This is a genomic window from Thermosediminibacter litoriperuensis, from assembly GCF_008124715.1.
Lineage (GTDB): Bacteria > Bacillota > Thermosediminibacteria > Thermosediminibacterales > Thermosediminibacteraceae > Thermosediminibacter > Thermosediminibacter litoriperuensis.
The window spans coordinates 14534-34196 of the sequence record NZ_VNHO01000004.1 but is presented as its reverse complement, the minus strand read 5'-3'; the positions used below and the strand labels follow the sequence as shown (position 1 = coordinate 34196).

The window sequence follows — 19663 nt, the reverse complement described above, 5'->3', positions numbered from 1 at the left end:
TGTTCTCTCGCAACCAGATACGATAAGGAATTATTTGAATCACGTAAGACTATTGCTGAAAATGGAATTTTTGAACCATTACACAAGATGATTAATGAATTGATAAAAAATGAAGTGCGCTTAAAGGAAGAAACGGAATAATTTTCAAAACTTATGTTGACTCTCACGTTACGTGATGTTTTATAATGAGCATGGTAGGGAGGCCGAAACGATGGCGATGAGAGTGAAAGAAGTTGCAGATTTAGTTGGCATTAGTGTGCGCACATTGCATTATTATGATGAAATCGGGTTATTGACTCCAGAAAAAACATGTGAATCCGGTTATCGCCTTTACACCGATGATGACCTTGAGAAATTACAACAGATCTATTTTTCAAAGAACTTGGCTTCCCTTTAAAGAAAATCAAAGAAATTATCAATAGTCCTTCATTTGATCGATATAGGGCGTTGGTGCTACAAAGAAAAATGTTGCTTGAGAAACGCAGGCGGCTGGATAAAATGCTTGCTACTATTGACAAAACGATTAAGCATATGAAAGGAGAAATTCAAATGACAAACAAAGAGAAATTTGAAGGTTTTGATTTCAGTCGTAATCCATACGAGCAAGAAGCCCGTGAACTTTGGGGAGATGAAGCTGTCGACAAAGCAAACGCTAAAATCGGGAGCATATCTAAAGAACAAGAAGCTGTGGCTAAAGCGATGAATTCGATCTATAAAAAACTCGCAGCCCTTCGCCATGGCTCACCTGAATCAGAAGAAGCGCAAGCAGCAATTAAAGAATGGTATGACTTTTTGAACAACAACTTTGGTTGTTACTCACTTGAAGCATTCAAAGGATTAGGGCAAATGTACGTAGAAGATGAACGCTTCACCAAAAACATCGAACAATTTGGTGAAGGGTTAGCGAAATTTATGCGCGATGCCATGGCAGTCTTTGCGGATAAAAACAAAAAATAATAGTACTGTGGACCTCTGCCCAAAGCCCTTGACAAAATATAAAAAATGTATATTTTTAATATTGGAAATACATACTGCCGAATTAAAACTCTGATTTACCGTCAGAGTTTTAATTTTCAAAAGGGTCTTCTCACGTGTCAACGTTTTAGAAAAAGTAGGAATTTAATGAACTCCAATTAAAAATTTTTGGCAATTGATGCTATAACGCCTTAAGTTGGATAATATAGTCTGTTTGAATGTATAATAAGAATGATCCTGATTTTTCTGGAATTCGCAGCATATACCTGTGAAAATTATTCTCTCATTATACAAATAAAAAAAGCGGGGGATGTTTATGAATTTAGCTATATTATCCACTTATCCGCCTCGGGAATGCGGTATAGCATCATTTGCAAAGGACCTCAGGGACAATCTTACCCTGTGGGGACAAAACGTAAAAATCCTGGCCATTACCGACAATGAAGCGTCGTATTCATATCCACAGGAAGTCGCCTTCGAACTCCAAGAGGAGAAAAAGGACGATTTTATAGCGTCAGCAGAATATGTCAACGCCACTTTCACAGATGTAGTGATTCTGGAGCACGAATACGGAATATTTGGCGGCTGTGACGGCAGCTATGTCCTCGACTTCGTGGCACGTCTGAAAAAGCCGTTTATACTCAACACCCATACCGTGCTTTCTCAGCCCACGATTGGCCAGAAGAGCATATTGATGAAATTGGGACGCAAGGCCGCAGCCGTAATATGCATGACGAGGCGGTCAGCCGAACTCCTGCACGAAGTTTACAGGATCCCGCTGAACAAAATATACGTAGTACCCCATGGCGTTCCCATATTCCCTGAAAAGCCCCGGGAGAAGCTGAAGGAGGCCTACGGAGTAGCCGGTCGTCCTGTGGTTACGACCTTCGGGTTTATAGGGCCGGGTAAAGGTATAGAACTGGGCATAAGGGCCGTTGCAAATTTGAAGGAAAAGTACCCGAATATAGTTTACTGGGTAGTGGGCGAGACCCATCCCAAACTTAAAAGGCGGGAAGGAGAAGTCTACCGGGAGTCACTGGAAAAACTGGTGGATTCGCTCAAACTGCATGAAAATGTGCGCTTCGCAAACAAATATTTAAGCCTTGAAGAACTAGGAGACTTTCTCTACATGACCGACGTTTACCTGACGCCTTACCCCGGCAGGCACCAGGCAGTAAGCGGTACACTTTCGTATGCCATAGGATGCGGCAGAGCCATAGTTTCGACACCTTACGAATACTCGCTGGAAATGCTGGCCAACGGCAGGGGACTGGTGGCGTCCGGTGCTGATTCCGCTGAACTGGCCCGGCTGATAGAAATGGTGCTGAACGACCCTCTTCTCAAGAGCCAGCTGGAGAAAAAGGCTGCAAAACTGGGGAAGACCATGACGTGGCCTCTGGTTGCCAAAAGCTACGTGGAAATCATCGAGGAAATCCTGCGGCCCAATTACAAGAGGAGGGCGGTGAAAGATGTATAGGCACTTGCTGAGAATGACCGACTCCACGGGCATAATCCAGTTTTCGGATAAATCACGGCCTCTGAAAAGCAGCGGATATACCGTCGACGACAATGCCAGGGCTCTATTAGTAGCCATAAACATGGAAGAAAAGGAAAGGGAAAGATTATCCCGGATATACGCCGGTTTCCTTGAAGAAGCTCAGGAAGACAGCGGCATATGGAACAACCTGAAGCTGGAAGACCGGTTCTTACCTGTACTTAATTCGGAGGATTGCATTGGCCGCGCCTTTATGGCGGCAAGCTTCGCTGCAGGCAGCGACTTGGAGGATATAAAGCAGGCAAGTCAAAGGATGCTGCGAAAGAGTTTGGGAAAGGCACTGAACGTTCAATCTCCCAGGGCCGTAGCATACGTGCTGCTGGGGCTGGTTAGCCTTATAAACAACTTAAAGATTTACTCGAGACTGTATCCGGCGGCGAAAAAGCTGGCTTACAGGCTTGTGAAATCATACGATGAATGCCATACGAGTACCTGGCGGTGGTTCGAAGAAAAGCTGACGTACTGCAATGCCCTCCTTCCCCATTCCCTTTTTGCCTTTTATGCTATCAGCGGCGACAGGAAAGTGCTCGAAGTAGCCAGAAATACCCTGAGATTTCTGACCGATTCCCTTTTCAAAAAGGGTTATCTCAACATAGTGGGCAACAGGGGATGGTGGCAGAAGGAGAGCGAGATGCCGTTATACGACCAGCAGCCGGTGGACGCGGCTTCCATAATACTGGCCTGCCTGCAGGCCTTCCTGTCGACGGGAGAAAGAGAATACGCCCTCAAGGCGAAGGTTGCCTACGATTGGTACTGGGGCAAAAATATAAACGAAATACCACTCATCAACCGGGAGACTCAGGGCTGTCACGATGCTTTAACTCCCGATGGCGTTAATCAGAACCAGGGAGCCGAAGCGCTCGTTTCCTTTTTGCTGGCCCATCAGATTCTTAAAGAAATAGAGGGCAGAAAAGAGATGGTGTCTATTCCGGCGGTTTAGGAGGAAAAAGCGTGGAATCAAAACTTTTCTACGATACCCTGGAAAACATAAAAAGACTTATCGAAGATAAAAACGAGGTAGATGTCGTAATAGGTATCCCGTTTTGTAACGAAAAGGAAACCCTGAAAGAAGTGGTTCAGACGGCGAGAGAAAGTTTAAATTCTGACGGGGTTTCCAAACTGATTGTGTGTGCCGGAGACCCTGCGGGCAAAGAAACTCTGGAGTTTATAGGGCGTTTTGAGGAAGACGATCTCATCGTCTTTTTGATGCCCGAGGGGGTCAACGGCAGGGGATTCAGCATAAGGGCCATTTTCGAAGTGGCCCGTTTTTTGGAATCGGATGTTGTCCTCCTGGAGGCTGATTTGAAGAAAGAGGAGGATCGGGGGCTTAAACCAGCCTCTATAGACAGGCTGTACAAACCCGTGATGGAAGATTACGACATGGTTATTGCAAACTTCAGGCGTCACCCCTTTGAAAATACCACCGGCGGCCTGCTGGTATCGCCCCTCCTCACAGCTTTGTACGGTGTTCGTATATCCGACCCCCTGAGCGGTATCTTTGCCATATCCCACGACCTCGTGGAGGATTACTGCTCGGAGTTCGACCAGTGTCAGGAACACATTGGAGGTTACGGCATAAACCCCTGGCTCGTCACAACGGCTCTTCGCTGGGGAAAAAGAATATGCGAGGTAAATTTGGGTGCGAAGCTGTCGCCGCCGTCTTTTTTCGACAAGAGGAACGTGGTTTTTAAGGCGGTGTGTAGAGCCCTTTTCGAGTGCATAAAGCGAGATGAAGATCTCTGGTTAAAAGACCGGGATCTAGTAAAAAAGCTCGAGATGCTTGGACTGGAAAAAAAGGAAGTTCCCCTTCCGGTGTCCTGCAATTTTGAAAGTTATGCCGCATCCTTCAAGGAGAGCTACGAACGCTATGAAAGCCTCTTCAGAAGAATACTGGCCGGTGAATTGTGCGAGGCCCTGGAGAAACTCGCCTCCAGCGAAAAAGACGTTTTTGAGTTCCCGTCCGAGCTATGGGCTAAAGTTATCTACGAGTTCCTGCTGGCATATTTCTTCCGGGACAACGTATCCCGGGAGGATATCCTGGATGCGCTGGCTGGTGTATACGACGGCAGGGTTGCCGGATACGTCAGGGAGATACATGCCCTGGAATCGGCCTTAAAGAAGACGGGAATTGATGAGAAGGATGTTGTTTATTCTAAAGCCAAAAGTCTTTACGAAGATCAGGAACAGGCCTTTATACAAAACGGCAGCAGCTTCAGGGCCAGGTGGAAAAACCGGGCCGATGAGACAAGGCCGCTGATAACCCCGCTGGACTATCTGGAGTTCATTCCCGGGGTTCCCATCGTCCTCCCGAAAAAACTGAGAGGCTACCGGGGCAGGGAAGTTCACCCCAGCGAGATTTTTAAAAGGCTTCAAAGGAAATACGGCGCGGCATTTGAAAATTACGTTACGAATGTCCTAAATATAAAAGAAGAGGACCCGAGTAAGATCGTCAGCGGCTTTGAAAATTTCATGGCTGAGCTCGAAAAAATCATCGACAGCCTTTTCCCGGGGGACCTCACCACCGAAGAAGGCACTCTTGAAATGTGCGAAAAACTTTTCAGGATATTTCCTCACAGGAAAGTACTTTGCGTGAAATGGGAGATCCTGCGAAAGCTGCTCTACGAGTTTCCTCCTAGAAATTTACTGGTCAAGATGAACTTCCGTAACATGCGGGAACTCCTGGACAACATAGATGTCAGGGATATCCTGACCCTCGCCCAGTTTACCGAGAGCGCGGAGTATTTCGACCGCCTTTATGAATGGCTGCAAGATAACCTGCGTCCCGACAGTTTTGAAGAGGTGGAGCTCCTACCACTGATTTTAAGCAGGAAAAGGTTCCCCACCTTAAACAAAGTAGGGGATATTTCCAAATACAACCGCCTGACCGCGCGAATAGCGGTGGTCAACCTGGGAAAGGGGATAGGGGGTAAATACCCGAAGCTGCGCTATTTTACCAGGATAGCCAAGAGCATAATCGAAGCCGAGCATTTCTCCCGCATCTGGGAAACTTATGCCCGAGAGCGAAAAGAAGTCGGGCGAAAATTCGTGAACTCCATAACCCGGCATTACGGCAAGGAAGTGTTTTCAGCCCACCGGATATTCGAAAACTGGCATCAGCGGGAATTCGTGACAAGGCTCAGGAAGTTTGCAAAAAATATCGCCGAAGAGGGAAGGCAGGAAGAAGCGCAAAAGATCATGGCTATGACTGAGGGTTACGGACTCAGCCTTACTCTGCGCGACGGGACTTTTCTACCGTGTTCTGCATGGACCTGGGCCAGTTTCAGCTTCAAGGGCGGCGAAGGAGTGCCCACCCCTCTCTCGCTGCACGTTGAAAGGGACTGGTTCAACCACGACCTTCTGGAAGAAATTTATAGAGAAATGGGATACGACCCCTGGGAAATAATGGAACAGGTCTTTCAGCTCATCAGCCTCGGAAGGGAAAGCCAGGACCTGAGAAACGTGCTTCTCGGCATAAAGCCTCCCAAGGAAGAAGTGGTGATCCAGGATCTGGAGGACTGGCCGCCTGCCGGGATACTGAAACGGTACGAAAAAAACCCGATTTTGAATCCCATCAAGGAACACTGGTGGGAGAGCAGGTACGTGCTCAACGCCGCCGCCCTCAGGATAAAGGGCAAGGTCTATCTGCTATACAGAGCTTTCGGGCAGGATGAGGTCTCCAGGATAGGTCTTGCCGTTACCGACGGCTACAACGTCATAGAAAGGCTCAACCGGCCCATATTTGTCCCCGGAACCAACGAAGAAATAAAGGGCTGTGAGGACCCCAGAGTGGTGATCATAGACGACGAGATTATAATGCTTTACACCGCTTACGATGGCGTTGTGGCTCAGATAGCCGCCGCGTCAATTTCCGTGGAGGATTTTCTCAACCGCAACTTTGACCGGTGGAAGCGGAGGGGGCTCGCTTTTCCCGGGCTCTGGGATAAGGACGCTATTTTGTTCCCGGAAAAGATAGAGGGCAATTACGTCATATACCACCGGATCGAACCCAGTATATGGGTCGCCTATTCCGATAAGCTGGTTTTCCCGTGGCCGCATGAAGGCCATAAGATAATAATCGGGCCCCGTTCCGGGATGATGTGGGATTCCCTAAAAATAGGAGCTGGAGCCCAGCCCATAAAGACCAGGTACGGCTGGCTCCTGATTTACCATGGGGTCGACTATCAGATGGTATACAGGCTGGGAGTAATCCTGGCCGATCTAAATGACCCGGGGCGCGTGCTTTACCGTTCCCCCAACCCGATTCTTTCTCCGGAGACCGAGTGCGAGCTAGGCAGGGAGGGGGAATGCTGGGTGCCCAACGTGGTGTTTACATGCGGGGCGGTACCCGCAGAAGATAAGGAGATTCTGGATGAGAACGACGAGATCCTGGTGTATTACGGTGCGGCGGATACAAACATTTGCGTTGCTACCGGTAAAGTAGGCGATCTGATACCGGAAGAGGTAAGGCGCCGGCTCAAAAAAAGATCCGATGTCAGGATGTAATGTAATAAGTCGTGAGCTGTCGCCTCCGGCCGGTTGGCGATATTTTCATTTCAAGCAATAAAAAGGGCAGATTAAGTATAGATGTGCTTTAACCCGAAGGTCCTGGCGATTTCCAGGGCCCGCCTGTACTCCTGGGATGTAATGCGCCGGGAAAGCACCGGGTACTGTCGGGCTTGATGGGCCGGGTAATACTGGTCCATGATATTCACAAAAGTATTAAGAGAAATTTCTTCGGCCAGAAATTTCATAATTTCTTCCGTCCGGGCAAGGTCATTGGGCAGCACCAGGTGCCTGACCATCAGGCCTTTCACCGCTATTCCCCGATCATCGATGATCAGGTCTCCCACCTGCCTGTGCATTTCTTTTACCGCTCGCTTCGCCACCGTGAAATAGCCGGGAGCACTGGCGTAATGTCTTCCGGTCTCGTCGTCACCGAACTTTATGTCGGGCATGTATATATCGACTATTCCGTCGAGCAGTTTCAGAGTTGGAATCGCATCGTAACCGCCCGTGTTGTAGACGAGGGGTATATTAAGGCCGTTCTTCACGGCAAGCTGCAGGGCTTCCAGGATCTGAGGCACGCAGTGGCAGGGGGAGACCAGGTTTACGTTATGGCACCCGATTTGCTGCAGTTCCAGCATCACACCGGCTAGCTCCCGGGCCGTCATTTCTCTGCCTTCGCCGTAATGGCTTATCTCGCAGTTCTGGCAGAACCGGCAGGCCATATTGCAGTATGCGAAAAATATGGTGCCCGAGCCGTGACTACCCACCAGCACCTCCTCCTCGCCGAAATGTGGTCCCCAGCTGCTTATAACTGCATACCTGCCGGTGCGGCAAAAACCTCTTTCGCCCTTCAGGCGGTTTACGTGGCATTCCTGAGCGCAGACCACGCAGTCTGATAAAAGTTCAAGAGCTTTTTCCACCCGGCGGGATAATTCTTCAGGAGAAAGGTCGCGATAACCCACGGCAACACACCTCTTTTGACTTTTAATTTTAGTCTTTATTTTTTCGGTTGTCGTTATTAACTTTTCAAAGTATTGCAATCCCCCTATATATATGTTATCATTAAGTTAATTAAATATGGAATTTATTCCGAAGTCTTCGGGGCAAGGTGAGAAGGCGTTCGGCCTTCAATTCCTGACCGGCGGTGATAGGCGAAAGGCCTTAAGCCCGCGAGCCGCAAGGCAGATCCGGTGAAATTCCGGAGCCGACAGTAAAGTCTGGATGGGAGAAGACTGTTTAATTATTTTAGCAGAATACCCTGAGGACATCAGGGTATTTTTTTTGTAAAAAATAATACTGCTGAATAAAATTGCGGAGGTGTTTATGGAAAGGGACGTTTTCTTCATGAGGCGGGCGCTGGATCTGGCGAAGAAGGGCAGGGGCACTACCAGTCCAAACCCCATGGTGGGTGCCGTACTGGTAAGGGACGGCGAGATAGTCGGCGAAGGCTACCACAGAAAAGCCGGAGAGCCCCATGCCGAGGTAGAGGCTTTAGCCCAGGCGGGCGAAAGGGCGAGGGGGGCGGAGCTCTACGTAAACCTTGAGCCCTGCTGTCATTACGGCAGAACACCTCCCTGTGCTGAGGCGATAATAAGGGCCGGTGTAAAAAGGGTTGTGGCGGCTATGGCCGATCCTAACCCTTTGGTTGCCGGTAAGGGCATAAAGCGCTTGAAAGAAGCCGGTGTCGAGGTGGTAGTCGGGGTGCTCGAAGAAGAGGCCAGGAAATTGAACGAGGTGTTCATAAAATACATCATCACCGGCAGACCCTTCGTTGCGGCAAAAATAGCCCAGTCCCTTGACGGTAAGATTGCCCTGGCCTCGGGCGAATCCAGGTGGATTACCGGGGAACCCGCCAGGGTAAAAGCTCACGAGTTCAGGAGCTGGTATGACGCAGTAATGGCGGGTGTTGGCACGGTGCTGGCTGATGATCCCCTTCTCACCTGCCGGCTGCCGGGTAAAAGGAAAAGTCCGGTCAGAATAGTTGTGGATTCCGGGGCCCGGATGCCCCCTGACGCGCGGATGCTGAAATGCGAGGGCGGGCGGGTAATACTCGCCACCACGGAAAGGGCCGACAGCGAAAGGGTGAGCGCTCTGATGGAGAGGGGTGTGGAAGTGATAAAAGTCCCCGCAGCCGAAGGCAGGGTGGACCTGTCCCGGCTGATGGGGATCCTGGGCGGCATGGGGATAACCAGTGTACTGGTCGAAGGAGGGGCAACCCTTACCGCTTCTCTAATAAAAAAGAATCTGGTGGATAAGCTACTGGTCTTCGTGGCTCCTGTAGTAATAGGCGGGGAGGGGATCGATTCTGTCAGCAAACTTTATATCGGCCGGCTCAGCCAGGCCCCCCGGTTTAAATTTCATTCGGCCGAGGCGATAGGCGGCGATCTGCTGCTGGAAGTCTATCCGGACCTGGAAAGGGAGGAAGACTCATGTTTACCGGGATAATCGAAGAGGTAGGAGTTGTTGCTAAGCTGGTCGGGTCTTCTTCGGGAGCCATGATCACCGTATCGTGTAAAAAAGTGCTGGAAGACATCCGGGTCGGAGACAGTGTTGCGGTCAACGGGGTATGCCTGACCGCCAGGGAAGTCGGGAATGATTTCTTTGTGGCCGACATAATGCCGGAAACCTTCAGAAGCACAGCCTTGAGCGAACTTTCGGCGGGCAAACGCGTAAACCTCGAGAGGGCGTTGAAAGCAGGAGGCCGTTTCGGTGGGCACATGGTTTTGGGCCACGTGGACGGGGTCGGGAAAATTCTGAAATCCTACCCGGAAGGAAACGCGGTAGTGATCGAGATAGGTGCGTCGCCGGAGCTAATGAAATATGTGGTCCCTAAGGGTTCCGTAGCTGTAGACGGCATCAGCCTGACCGTCCAGGGGGTGGGAATCCATGGATTTTCGATTTCAATTATACCCCATACCCTCAGGGCTACGGCCCTCCAGTATAAAAAGCCGGGAGATACGGTAAACCTCGAAGCCGATATTATAGGGAAGTACGTAAGGGAGTACCTGTTCAACCTGCGGGAGAACGGTTCGGGGAAAGGCCTTACCGCTGAAATGCTCAAGTTTTACGGTTTTTAGCCGGTCTCGGACTTTTAGACTGAAAAGGAAGGAGAAAACCGATGGCGCGAGAATTTGAATTTAATACCGTTGAGGAAGCAATTGAGGACATTAAACAGGGCAGGATGGTAGTCGTCGTCGACGACGAGGACAGAGAAAACGAAGGAGACCTGGTCATGGCTGCGGAAAAGGTAACGCCGGAAGCCATAAGCTTTATGGCGATTCACGGCCGCGGTTTGATATGCGTCCCTATAACGGAAAAAAGGGCAAAAGAACTAGATCTGCCCCTGATGGTGAGCAACAACACCGACAATATGTGCACCGCATTTACGGTTTCGGTGGATTACACAGGAAATTCCACGGGTATATCGGCTTACGACAGGGCCGATACGGTAAAGGCGTTGATCGATCCGTCCACAAAACCCCAGGACCTGCGCCGGCCGGGCCATATATTCCCCCTGATAGCCAGGGACGGCGGAGTGCTGCGCAGGGCTGGACACACCGAAGCGGCCGTCGATCTTGCCCGGCTGGCCGGGCTTTATCCCGCTGGCGTTATATGTGAAATAATGAAGGACGACGGCACCATGGCAAGGCTTCCCGACCTTATGAGGTTTGCGAAAGAAAAGGGGTTGAAAATAATTACGATAGAAGACCTCATCAGGTACCGCAGGGCGAGAGAAAAGCTGGTGCGACAGGTGGCCCGGACGGTGTTGCCCACCGATTACGGCGACTTTAAGCTAATATGCTATGAAGACATCCTGACTGCCGAGACCCACCTGGTGCTTATGAAGGGGGAGATAAAGGAGGGCGATGTACCCCTGGTGCGCGTGCACTCTGAATGCCTGACCGGGGATGTCTTTTCTTCCCGGCGCTGTGACTGCGGCCCGCAGTTGAGGGCAGCTATGAGGTTGATCCAGGAGGAGGGTAAGGGCCTGATACTCTATATGCGCCAGGAAGGCAGGGGTATTGGGCTTGCCAATAAAATCAGAGCATATGAATTGCAGGATGCGGGATTCGACACGGTGGAGGCCAACATGCAGCTGGGGTTCCCTCCCGACCTTCGCGATTACGGCATAGGTGCGCAGATACTTAGGGACCTTGGAGTTGAGAAGATTCGCCTTCTTACCAACAATCCCAAAAAAGTGGTGGGCCTTTCGGGTTACGGCCTTGAGATAGTGGATCGAGTGCCGCTAAAAATCCCGGCCACCGAGAGCAACGCCAGGTACCTGGAGACTAAAAAAGAAAAACTGGGTCACTGGCTATAGTGAATAGGAGGAGGATTTGAAAATGCCAAAAATATTCCAGGCTAAACTGACAGCGGAAAACCTGAGATTCGGCATCGTCGTCGGCCGCTTCAACGAATTCATTACCGGCAAACTGCTGGAAGGGGCTCTCGACTGCCTGGTGCGCCACGGTGCCTTCGATGAGGCCATCGAGATTTACTGGGTGCCGGGGAGCTTCGAGATACCTCTGACGGCAAAAATGCTGGCCGAGAGTAAGCGCTTCGATGCGGTAATCTGCCTGGGCGCCGTCATAAGAGGTGCAACACCTCATTTCGATTATGTTGCGGCCGAAGTCTCCAAAGGGATAGCCCTGGTATCTTTCGAAACAGGGGTGCCCACCATCTTCGGCGTCCTGACCACCGATACCATAGAGCAGGCGATTGAGAGAGCGGGCACAAAAGCGGGGAATAAGGGATGGGATGCTGCCCTGACGGCCATAGAGATGGCTAACCTTAAGAGATTACTACCCAAAAGCGGCGAATAGCCGCTTTTTTAATTAACGGGAATATATTACCATAGAATATGAGCCCTAGGAGGGAAGGAATTTTGGGATTTGTGTCGAAGTAAAAAATAGTTAATGAGAGGTGATTTCAGGTGCTACATATGATCGAGATGGTCGGGGTTTCCAAAGTGTACCCGGGCGGTTGCGTTGCCCTTCAGGATATAAACGTCAAAATCGAAAAAGGCGAGTTCGTTTTTCTGGTAGGTCCTACCGGCGCCGGTAAGTCCACATTTATTAAACTTCTTTTTCGCGAGGAGCTGCCCACCCGCGGACAGATTTTCTTCAACGGCAAGAACATAACCCGCTTAAGGCCCAACGAGGTGCCGTATCTGAGGAGAAGGCTTGGGGTCGTATTTCAGGACTTCAGGCTGCTGCCTCAAAAGACCGTTTACGAAAACGTCGCCTTTGCAATGGAAGTGGTTGAGGCATCGCCAAGGGATATAAAAAAGCGAGTGCCCAGGGTGATCGAAATGGTAGGCCTCTCCCACAAGTTGAACGCCAGGCCGCACGAACTGTCGGGGGGAGAACAGCAGAGAGTGGCCCTCGCCAGGGCCCTGGTCAACAATCCGGATGTAATCATAGCCGATGAACCCACCGGCAACCTGGACCCGGATACTTCCTGGGAAATAATGAAATTGTTGAACGAAATAAATAAAAAGGGCACCACTTTAATCGTAGCCACCCATGCCAAAGAACTGGTAGACACCATGAGGAAAAGGGTTTTGCAGTTGGAAAACGGCCGTCTCGTCAGGGATGAAGAGAGAGGGGTTTACCGCTGTGAAATTTAGGACTATCCGTTACTTTTTCAAGGAAGCTTTTGCCAACCTGCTTCGAAACGGCTGGATGAGCCTGGCGTCGGTGGGGGCCGTGGCGTCGGCGCTGATAATATTCGGCTCTTTTCTGATGATTTCTATTAACTTCGACCACGTAGCAAAAGACGTGGAATCCCAGGTGGAGATTACCGCCTACCTCAAGGATTCCGTGAATCAGCTGGAGATCAACCAAATCGAATATCAGATAAAGAGTATTACCGGAGTGAAAGAAGTTACCTTTATTTCAAAGGAACAGGCTCTCGAGGAGTTTAAGAAACAGGTGGGTGAGGAGCTGCTGGAGGGCATAGAAAACCCGTTGCCTCACTCCTTTCGCATAAAGGTAGAAAGTCCCCAGGAGGTGGCTGATGTTGCTTACCGCATCCAGGGGATTGCCGGAGTGGAGGAGGTGAAGTACGGCAAGGGCGTTGTGGAAAAGCTGTTCAATATAACCTACTGGATGAGATTGCTGGGCCTGGCCATAATGGCGATATTCGCCGTGATTTCTGTATTTATTATATCGAATACAATAAGGATTACTGTTTTCGCCCGGAGAAGGGAAATAAATATCATGAAGTACATCGGCGCCACCGACTGGTTCGTGCGCTGGCCTTTCCTCATAGAAGGAATGCTTTTGGGTTTTGCCGGCTCGCTGATCGCTATGACGTTCCTTATTATCGGCTACAATTATTTATATGATACGGTGAAATTAAATATTCCGATGATTTCCCTGCTGCCGATAGAGGAATTTTACGATTACAGTCTAGGGTTACTGGCTATGGGAACCTTTCTGGGAGCCTTTGGCAGCGGATTTTCAATCAAGCGTTTCCTGAGGGTTTAGACATCGAAAGGAGGTGTAGGTTTGGAAAAACTCAAAAACGGAGCAAGGCGCCTTCTTGCGTTGATTTTGGCCGCATTTTTTATAACATCGGCAGCACCAGCCGGAGCTATTGACCTGCAGAACCTGAAAAATCAACAGAATAAAATATCGCAGAAGTTACAAGAGGTAAAGAGCGCTTTGAGGAAAGTGGATTCTCAAAGGAAAGATGTATTAATGGAACTTGACGCAATAGAAAAGGACCTGCAGGAAACCCAGAAAAAGCTGGCGATAACCGAAGCCGATCTAAAGCAGACTCAGCAAAAGCTTGCCGTTACCCAGCAGGAGCTCAACAAGGCTGAACAGGAGGTCGAGAACCAGAAGGAGAACCTGCGGGTACGCCTGAAGGCGATGTACATAGCCGGCCCCGTGGATTACTTGGAAGTAATGCTGGCGGCGACCAGTTTTTCCGATTTTCTCACGAGGATGGATATGGTTAAGAGGGTGGCGGATTACGACAAAAACCTTCTGGCGGACTTCAAGGCAAAAAAGGACTTAATAGCGAAGAAGAAGGCGGAGCTGGAGGCACACAAGCGGGCTATCGCTCAGCAGCACCAGATCATAAGCACCCATAGGGCGAGGATAGCCTCCCGCCAGCAGGACCGGCAGAAATTACTGGCGAGCCTGGAGGAACAAAGGAAGGAGTACGAGCGCCAGCAAGATCAACTGGAGGCGGAATCCAGAAAAATAGCTGAAATGATCAAGCAAATTCAGGCTAAAAACAACCGGGGGTATATGGGAACCGGTAAGTTCCACTGGCCTGCTCCCAGTTCCACGCGGGTTACTTCTAACTACGGCTGGCGCACCCATCCCATATTCAAGACCAAGCGGTTCCACACGGGAGTCGACATCGGCGCTTCCATGGGGGCCAACGTTGTGGCGGCCGATGACGGTGTAGTGATATACGCCGGGTATTACGGCGGTTACGGTTATACCGTTATTGTCGACCACGGCGGCGGCATATCCACCCTGTATGCGCATCTCTCAAAGATACTCGTAAGCGAGGGTCAAAAGGTTAAGCGCGGAGAAAGGGTGGCTCTTGTCGGAAGTAGCGGATACTCCACTGGGCCGCACCTCCATTTCGAAGTGCGTAAGAACGGTCAGCATGTTAACCCTTGGAATTGGTTAAAATAAGTGATATAATGGGAAAAAGTTTAATAAATATAGATAAAATGAAAATCAAAGTTAAGGTGGGTCAATAGATGCTGACCGGTAAAGGGAAAAAATTTATCAGGGCGCTTATTTCATACTTGCTGGTCTTTACTGTCGCATTCTTTTTAGGGGCTGCTCTTGGTGTAAAGCCCCTTTCTGCTTTAAGGGAAAAGCCACCGTCGGAGGTTTTTTCCCGGGAAAGCAGCGAATTTCAGGAACTCAAACCGGCTATCGACGTGATGAACTACATCCGCGAGAGATACATAAAGGATGTTCCGGTAAACGTGCTGGTGCAGGGCGCCATCAAAGGAATGGTTCAGGCTCTAGGAGACCCGTATTCCGTGTTCATGGATGCCGAGGAATTTCAGGATTTCATGATTTCCGTAAACGGCAGCTTTGAGGGAGTAGGGCTTTCTCTCGACATAGATGAAGAAACCGGCTCAATAATAGTGATAGCACCGATTGAAGACACTCCGGCGCAGAGAGCCGGAATACGCCCTCGTGACAGGATAGTAAAGGTAGATGACGTGGAACTCAAAGGAAAGACTCTGGATGAGGCCGTAAAGCTCCTTCGCGGCAGGAAGGGCACGAAGGTCACGGTTTATATAGAGCGGCCGGGGGTAAAGGATTTATTGAAATACGAACTCGTAAGGGATGATATAAGGCTGAAGACGGTTAAACGGGATGTGTTGGGAGATGACATCGGTTACGTAAAGATCACGTCTTTTGATACTCACACGCCCGAGGAATTCAGGGATGCCCTGTCGTACCTACGACAGAAGGGCGTAAAAGCCCTGGTGCTGGATCTCAGGAATAATCCCGGTGGTTCCCTCAACGCGGCGGTGGAGGTTGCCGACGCATTGATGGGGAAAGGGCTGGTGGTGTTCACCGAAGACAGGTACGGTCACCGGTTAGAAGAATATTACTCCGATACGGCCAGCCTCAATATGCCGCTGGCGGTGCTTGTAAACGAGAACAGCGCCAGTGCGGCGGAAATTGTGGCAGGAGCCCTTCAGGACACCGGCAGGGGCGTTCTGGTGGGCAAAAAGACCTTCGGGAAAGGTACCGTCCAGGAACTGACACCGCTGAGCAACGGTTCCGGGCTGAAAATAACTATAGCCAGGTATTTTTTACCCAGCGGAAGGAGCATCGACGGAAAAGGAGTTGAACCCAACGTCGAGGTGGCGCAGGGCAAAACAGATAATCCATTCGATGTGCCGCCGGAGAAAGACGAACAGCTGAAAAAAGCCATGGACATATTAAAAACATCCCTAAGAGCAGGTAATTGAGGAGAATAGCGCATGTTTCCGTTATTCCGCATACTGGTTTTTATCCTGAAAGGTCTGCCCCTTTCGGTGACCAATCCTTTTTTCTGGACGGTGCTTCTGATTATATGGCTCCAGTACAGGAAGGCCGCCGATCTGGAAGAGAGGATGTTTGGAGTTGTAAAAATAAGCCCGGGGCAGAAAGTGCTTTACGCCGTATTATTTGGAACATTAGGAGGTATCGCCGGAAGCCTGGTGATAGTCTTTTTGGGCATCAGCATAACTGAAGCCGGCCTGATTTATGTCTGGCCTCTGGCGATTATGCTCATGCTGATACACCCGCATCTGATGTGTTTTTCTTACGCAGGGGGTATAGTTTCTCTATTTTCCCTAATATTCGGCTATCCCAGGGTAGACGTAGCCGGGCTGATGGCCCTGGTAGCCGTGCTCCATATGGTGGAAAGCCTCCTCATTTACACGGCGGGCCACCTGAATTCCGCCCCCGTCTTCATACAGGATAAGAGATACGGCATAGTGGGCGGATTTTCCCTCCAGGAATTCTGGCCGGTTCCGATAATGTTGCTGGCGGTTGTGCTGGGGCAGGCACCCACGCAGGATATAATCAACATGCCCGACTGGTGGCCGGTAATTAAGCCTCCTCCAGGAATACTTGGAAGGCAGGACGCCGTCTACCTTATGATCCCGGTGGTAGCAGCACTCGGGTACGGCGACGTAGCTCTTACCAGGACTCCCAGGGCCAGGAGCAGGGCGTCGGCTTTGAACCTTTTGTTTTTCAGCGTGACCCTCCTACTGCTGTCAATTACGGCCTCCAGGATTCACGCTTTCAAGTTTGTAGCTGCCCTATTCGCTCCCGCAGCTCATGAGGCTTTAATAATCTTGGGCAGGAAGAACGAAAGGGAAAAACAGCCGCTGTTTGCTCCTTCCGCAAGAGGAATCAGGGTCCTGGATGTAGTGAAGGGTTCCCCGGCTGAAAAAATGGGAATAGAACCCGGGGATATAATCCTTTCAATAAACGGGCGGCAGATTGAGGATGTGGAGGACATAAGGCAGATAAAGGCAGCTTTTCCAACTTACGTTTGGGTTGATGTGCTCAAAACCGACGGCAGCTTTAAAACCCTGGAGGTGAGTGCATACCCCGAAGGAATGAGCACCCTGGGGGTGCTTCTCGTTCCTAAAAGCCAGGATGTTCCTTTTGTAGTGATGGAAGAAAAGGGCATGCTGGAGAGATTGAGAAAGCTCTTTAGAAAAAGAACAGGATAAGATTTTTACATTCCGGGTTTAAGAACTTGTACTCCATTTAATAATTACTATACCGCGATAACGACATATGGCGGGGCTGCTTTGCAGCCTTTTTTTTTTTCGTTTTTTCCTGTATTATGTATAAGCTTCGGTAAGATGAGGAAAAATAGTTAATGAAAGGAGGAGGTAGTTCAAAGGTCCTAAAGAGATAGGAACAAAAATTTAGAAAATTATATGATATTTATAACTTACATACTTGATTAATTTTTTAACCTCTGATATAATATTTGTGAAAGAAATAACAGTCTCTATAAGAATAAACAAATCCTAATCATAATTCATAATTTAATATAAAACGCACAAGGAGGGAAAAAAATGACGCGGCAGCAGTACTTAGAGCGGGAAAGAGACATGCTCCTAAGGGCTTACCTTACCGCTTCTGAAGAAGAGAAGCGGGAGATTATGCTAAAAATAATGAACATAGACTCCATGCACGATGACAAGGATACTTACGGACAGAGGTCCAACGGATTTTTTACGCGCCGCCGGAACAAGATAATTTACGTGAACTAACATGTCGAAAAAAAGGAGAGGAAAGTTTTAATACTGATCCTCTCCTATTTTATGTACCCGGGAAATATCAACCCAGGAATGAAAATAGCTCCGGTTAGCTCCGGTCCTATTTTTAATGGTAAAAAATATTCATTTATTGAATTTCTGTTCTATGGTAATATAATAAAAACGGAGTATATCGACATTTTACAACAATATTAGACGAATTATGGCACGCGAATTGCACTATTTTGGTGCGAACGTTTTTTTCGGAGGTTACCATAGATATGATAGATGCTAACGCTGGAAGTGTTCATGCTACCTTTGACATACCGCTGCAAAGCATTCTGGAGCATATAAACGAAGGTATCTGTGTAATCGACCGCTCGAGGCGGGTTATATACTGGAACAGGCGGTCCGAAAAGCTCTACGGCATAAAAAAAGAACAGATTCTGGGCAAGGATATAGAGCAATTTTTCCCAAACGCTTTGGCGCTCGAGGTACTGAAAACGGGAAGACCAGTAGAATACGCCGAACACAGGCCGCGGGAAGGCAACGTGGTCGTCATCAGCTCAATACCCATAAAAAAAGACGGTGAAGTTCTGGGTGTGGTATCCATAGACCAGGACATAACCGAGATAAGGAAGCTCAACTACGAGTTGCAGAGGGCGAGGAATAGGATTCAGTACCTGGAATACATCGAAGAGGAGATAAAGAAACTGCATCAAGATTTCAATTTTGAAAACATCGTTTATAAGAGCAAGACCATGTACGATCTGATTCTGCTGGCGATGAAGGTGGCTGAAAGCGACGCTTCGGTGCTGATTCAGGGTGAAAGCGGTACCGGCAAGGACCTGTTTGCCCGCGCCATACACCAGGGCAGCCCCAGAAAGGACAAGCCTTTCATAGTGGTTGACTGCAGTTCTATACCGGAAAGCCTGCTGGAAAGCGAGTTGTTCGGTTATGAACCCGGAGCTTTTACCGGTGCTCAGAAAAAAGGTAAGCCGGGGAAATTTGAACTGGCCGAAGGCGGGACGGTCTTTCTCGACGAGATAGGCGAGATGCCGTTGGAAATGCAGTCGAAGCTCCTCAGGGTGCTGGAGACCCGCGAATTTTACCGGGTCGGTGGCGTCAAACCCGTTAAGGTAAATATTAGGATTATCGCCGCTACAAACAGGGACCTGGCGGAAATGGTAAAAGAGGGGAAATTCAGGGAGGACCTCCTTTACAGGCTCGACGTGGTGTCGCTGAAAATACCACCGTTAAGGGAGCGTCCGGAGGATATACCCGTACTAATAGATTACTATTTGAAAAAAAATTCGGTGGAAAATAAAAAGGTCATCGACAGCATCGCACCCGCTGCTATGGAAATGATGCTCAATTATCCCTGGCCGGGGAACGTCAGGGAGCTGAAAAACGTGGTCGAAAGGCTGGTCATACTGTCTGAAGACGGTTCGATTCTGGCTGAACACCTGCCCCATTCTATAAGAAAATACTTTGAAAGCACGTCCGAAAATGATAAAAAAGCCGGATTCAAGAAATTGGACCAGGTAGTGGCGGAGGCCGAGAAGCAGGCTATCACATACGCCTTAAGGATGGCAGGGAATAATAAAGCCAGAGCAGCCAAAATGTTAGGAATTCCTCGCAGCACCCTTTATTTCAAAATACAAACTCTCAAGATAGACTGTCCAACCTACTGACGCGTGTCGGTAGGATGGACATTTTTTTAATGAAGGATGACAAAGGTTTAACATAGTTTCTACGCGCTTTTTGTCAAAAAGTGTCGGTATACTGACATTATTTATTTAATTCCTTGAGGCATAATAGCCTTGTTAATTGACGATATTAACTAATGAAACCCCATTAGAAAG

15 protein-coding genes, 1 pseudogene and 1 riboswitch are annotated in these 19663 nt (G+C 49.2%); of the genes and pseudogenes, 15 read left to right on the top strand and 1 reads right to left on the bottom strand.

What is annotated here, in order from left to right; translation table 11 throughout:
* The first annotated feature begins 211 nt into the window (after window positions 1-211).
* The 4 genes and pseudogenes from LZ11_RS12970 (at window position 212) to LZ11_RS02265 (ending at window position 7033) form a co-directional block, all read left to right on the top strand.
* A pseudogene (locus tag LZ11_RS12970) lies at window positions 212-957 on the top strand (MerR family transcriptional regulator).
* Window positions 958-1291: 334 nt separating this feature from the next.
* Window positions 1292-2452 (top strand): glycosyltransferase family 4 protein, encoded by a 1161-nt coding sequence (locus tag LZ11_RS02275; protein ID WP_148866260.1) that lies wholly within the window; start codon window positions 1292-1294, stop codon window positions 2450-2452.
* Window positions 2445-3470: a hypothetical protein gene (locus tag LZ11_RS02270; RefSeq protein WP_148866258.1), complete on the top strand. Its 1026-nt coding sequence runs from the start codon at window positions 2445-2447 to the stop codon at window positions 3468-3470. Before LZ11_RS02275 ends, LZ11_RS02270 begins: the two co-directional genes overlap by 8 nt.
* Window positions 3471-3481: 11 nt before the next feature.
* A complete protein-coding gene (locus tag LZ11_RS02265) occupies window positions 3482-7033 on the top strand; it encodes a glycoside hydrolase family 130 protein (RefSeq protein WP_148866256.1) in 3552 nt (1183 codons plus the stop codon).
* A gap of 71 nt (window positions 7034-7104) precedes the next feature.
* On the opposite strand, the gene LZ11_RS02260 is transcribed toward LZ11_RS02265, so the two are convergent.
* On the bottom strand, window positions 7105-7998 hold the full coding sequence (locus tag LZ11_RS02260) for a radical SAM protein (protein WP_148866254.1): 894 nt from the start codon (window positions 7996-7998) through the stop codon (window positions 7105-7107).
* A gap of 128 nt (window positions 7999-8126) precedes the next feature.
* A riboswitch (FMN riboswitch) is annotated at window positions 8127-8273 on the top strand.
* Window positions 8274-8359: 86 nt separating this feature from the next.
* On the opposite strand from LZ11_RS02260, the gene ribD reads away from it, so the two are divergent.
* From ribD to LZ11_RS02205, 11 genes are all read left to right on the top strand, one after another.
* The gene (gene ribD, locus LZ11_RS02255; RefSeq protein ID WP_148866252.1) at window positions 8360-9481 is read left to right on the top strand and encodes a bifunctional diaminohydroxyphosphoribosylaminopyrimidine deaminase/5-amino-6-(5-phosphoribosylamino)uracil reductase RibD; all 1122 of its coding nucleotides are present in this window, start codon (window positions 8360-8362) and stop codon (window positions 9479-9481) included.
* Window positions 9466-10113 carry a riboflavin synthase gene (ribE, locus tag LZ11_RS02250; RefSeq protein WP_148866250.1) on the top strand — a complete coding sequence of 216 codons (648 nt, stop codon included), beginning with the start codon at window positions 9466-9468 and terminating at the stop codon, window positions 10111-10113. Before ribD ends, ribE begins: the two co-directional genes overlap by 16 nt.
* 41 nt (window positions 10114-10154) lie before the next feature.
* Window positions 10155-11357, top strand: coding sequence for a bifunctional 3,4-dihydroxy-2-butanone-4-phosphate synthase/GTP cyclohydrolase II (locus LZ11_RS02245; RefSeq protein WP_148866248.1), 1203 nt, complete (start codon window positions 10155-10157; stop codon window positions 11355-11357).
* A gap of 22 nt (window positions 11358-11379) precedes the next feature.
* Window positions 11380-11859 (top strand): 6,7-dimethyl-8-ribityllumazine synthase, encoded by a 480-nt coding sequence (gene ribH / locus LZ11_RS02240; RefSeq protein WP_148866247.1) that lies wholly within the window; start codon window positions 11380-11382, stop codon window positions 11857-11859.
* A gap of 119 nt (window positions 11860-11978) precedes the next feature.
* Window positions 11979-12665 carry a cell division ATP-binding protein FtsE gene (gene ftsE, locus LZ11_RS02235; RefSeq protein WP_148866367.1) on the top strand — a complete coding sequence of 229 codons (687 nt, stop codon included), beginning with the start codon at window positions 11979-11981 and terminating at the stop codon, window positions 12663-12665.
* Window positions 12655-13527 (top strand): permease-like cell division protein FtsX, encoded by an 873-nt coding sequence (gene ftsX / locus LZ11_RS02230; protein ID WP_148866245.1) that lies wholly within the window; start codon window positions 12655-12657, stop codon window positions 13525-13527. The genes ftsE and ftsX overlap by 11 nt, the downstream gene beginning before the upstream one ends.
* A 21-nt stretch (window positions 13528-13548) precedes the next feature.
* The gene (locus tag LZ11_RS12840; RefSeq protein ID WP_148866243.1) at window positions 13549-14697 is read left to right on the top strand and encodes a murein hydrolase activator EnvC family protein; all 1149 of its coding nucleotides are present in this window, start codon (window positions 13549-13551) and stop codon (window positions 14695-14697) included.
* A gap of 68 nt (window positions 14698-14765) precedes the next feature.
* On the top strand, window positions 14766-16004 hold the full coding sequence (locus LZ11_RS02220; RefSeq protein ID WP_148866242.1) for a S41 family peptidase: 1239 nt from the start codon (window positions 14766-14768) through the stop codon (window positions 16002-16004).
* Window positions 16005-16016: 12 nt separating this feature from the next.
* Window positions 16017-17261, top strand: a complete 1245-nt coding sequence (locus LZ11_RS02215) for a PDZ domain-containing protein (RefSeq protein WP_148866240.1) — start codon at window positions 16017-16019, stop codon at window positions 17259-17261.
* 354 nt (window positions 17262-17615) lie between these two features.
* Entirely contained in the window at window positions 17616-17813 is a 198-nt protein-coding gene (locus tag LZ11_RS02210) for a hypothetical protein (RefSeq protein ID WP_148866238.1), read from the top strand.
* A gap of 266 nt (window positions 17814-18079) precedes the next feature.
* On the top strand, window positions 18080-19492 hold the full coding sequence (locus tag LZ11_RS02205; RefSeq protein ID WP_148866236.1) for a sigma-54 interaction domain-containing protein: 1413 nt from the start codon (window positions 18080-18082) through the stop codon (window positions 19490-19492).
* The last annotated feature ends 171 nt before the right edge of the window (window positions 19493-19663 follow it).

Excerpts from the sequence above, each read along its gene's own strand:
- LZ11_RS02220 (WP_148866242.1), top strand. The coding sequence starts at position 14,766 with ATGCTGACCGGTAAAGGGAAAAAATTTATCAGGGCGCTTATTTCATAC.
- ribD (WP_148866252.1), top strand. The coding sequence starts at position 8,360 with ATGGAAAGGGACGTTTTCTTCATGAGGCGGGCGCTGGATCTGGCGAAG.
- LZ11_RS02245 (WP_148866248.1), top strand. The coding sequence starts at position 10,155 with ATGGCGCGAGAATTTGAATTTAATACCGTTGAGGAAGCAATTGAGGAC.
- LZ11_RS02205 (WP_148866236.1), top strand. The coding sequence starts at position 18,080 with ATGATAGATGCTAACGCTGGAAGTGTTCATGCTACCTTTGACATACCG.
- ribE (WP_148866250.1), top strand. The coding sequence starts at position 9,466 with ATGTTTACCGGGATAATCGAAGAGGTAGGAGTTGTTGCTAAGCTGGTC.
- LZ11_RS02270 (WP_148866258.1), top strand. The coding sequence starts at position 2,445 with ATGTATAGGCACTTGCTGAGAATGACCGACTCCACGGGCATAATCCAG.
- ftsE (WP_148866367.1), top strand. The coding sequence starts at position 11,979 with ATGATCGAGATGGTCGGGGTTTCCAAAGTGTACCCGGGCGGTTGCGTT.
- LZ11_RS02215 (WP_148866240.1), top strand. The coding sequence starts at position 16,017 with ATGTTTCCGTTATTCCGCATACTGGTTTTTATCCTGAAAGGTCTGCCC.
- LZ11_RS02210 (WP_148866238.1), top strand. The coding sequence starts at position 17,616 with ATGACGCGGCAGCAGTACTTAGAGCGGGAAAGAGACATGCTCCTAAGG.
- LZ11_RS02275 (WP_148866260.1), top strand. The coding sequence starts at position 1,292 with ATGAATTTAGCTATATTATCCACTTATCCGCCTCGGGAATGCGGTATA.
- ribH (WP_148866247.1), top strand. The coding sequence starts at position 11,380 with ATGCCAAAAATATTCCAGGCTAAACTGACAGCGGAAAACCTGAGATTC.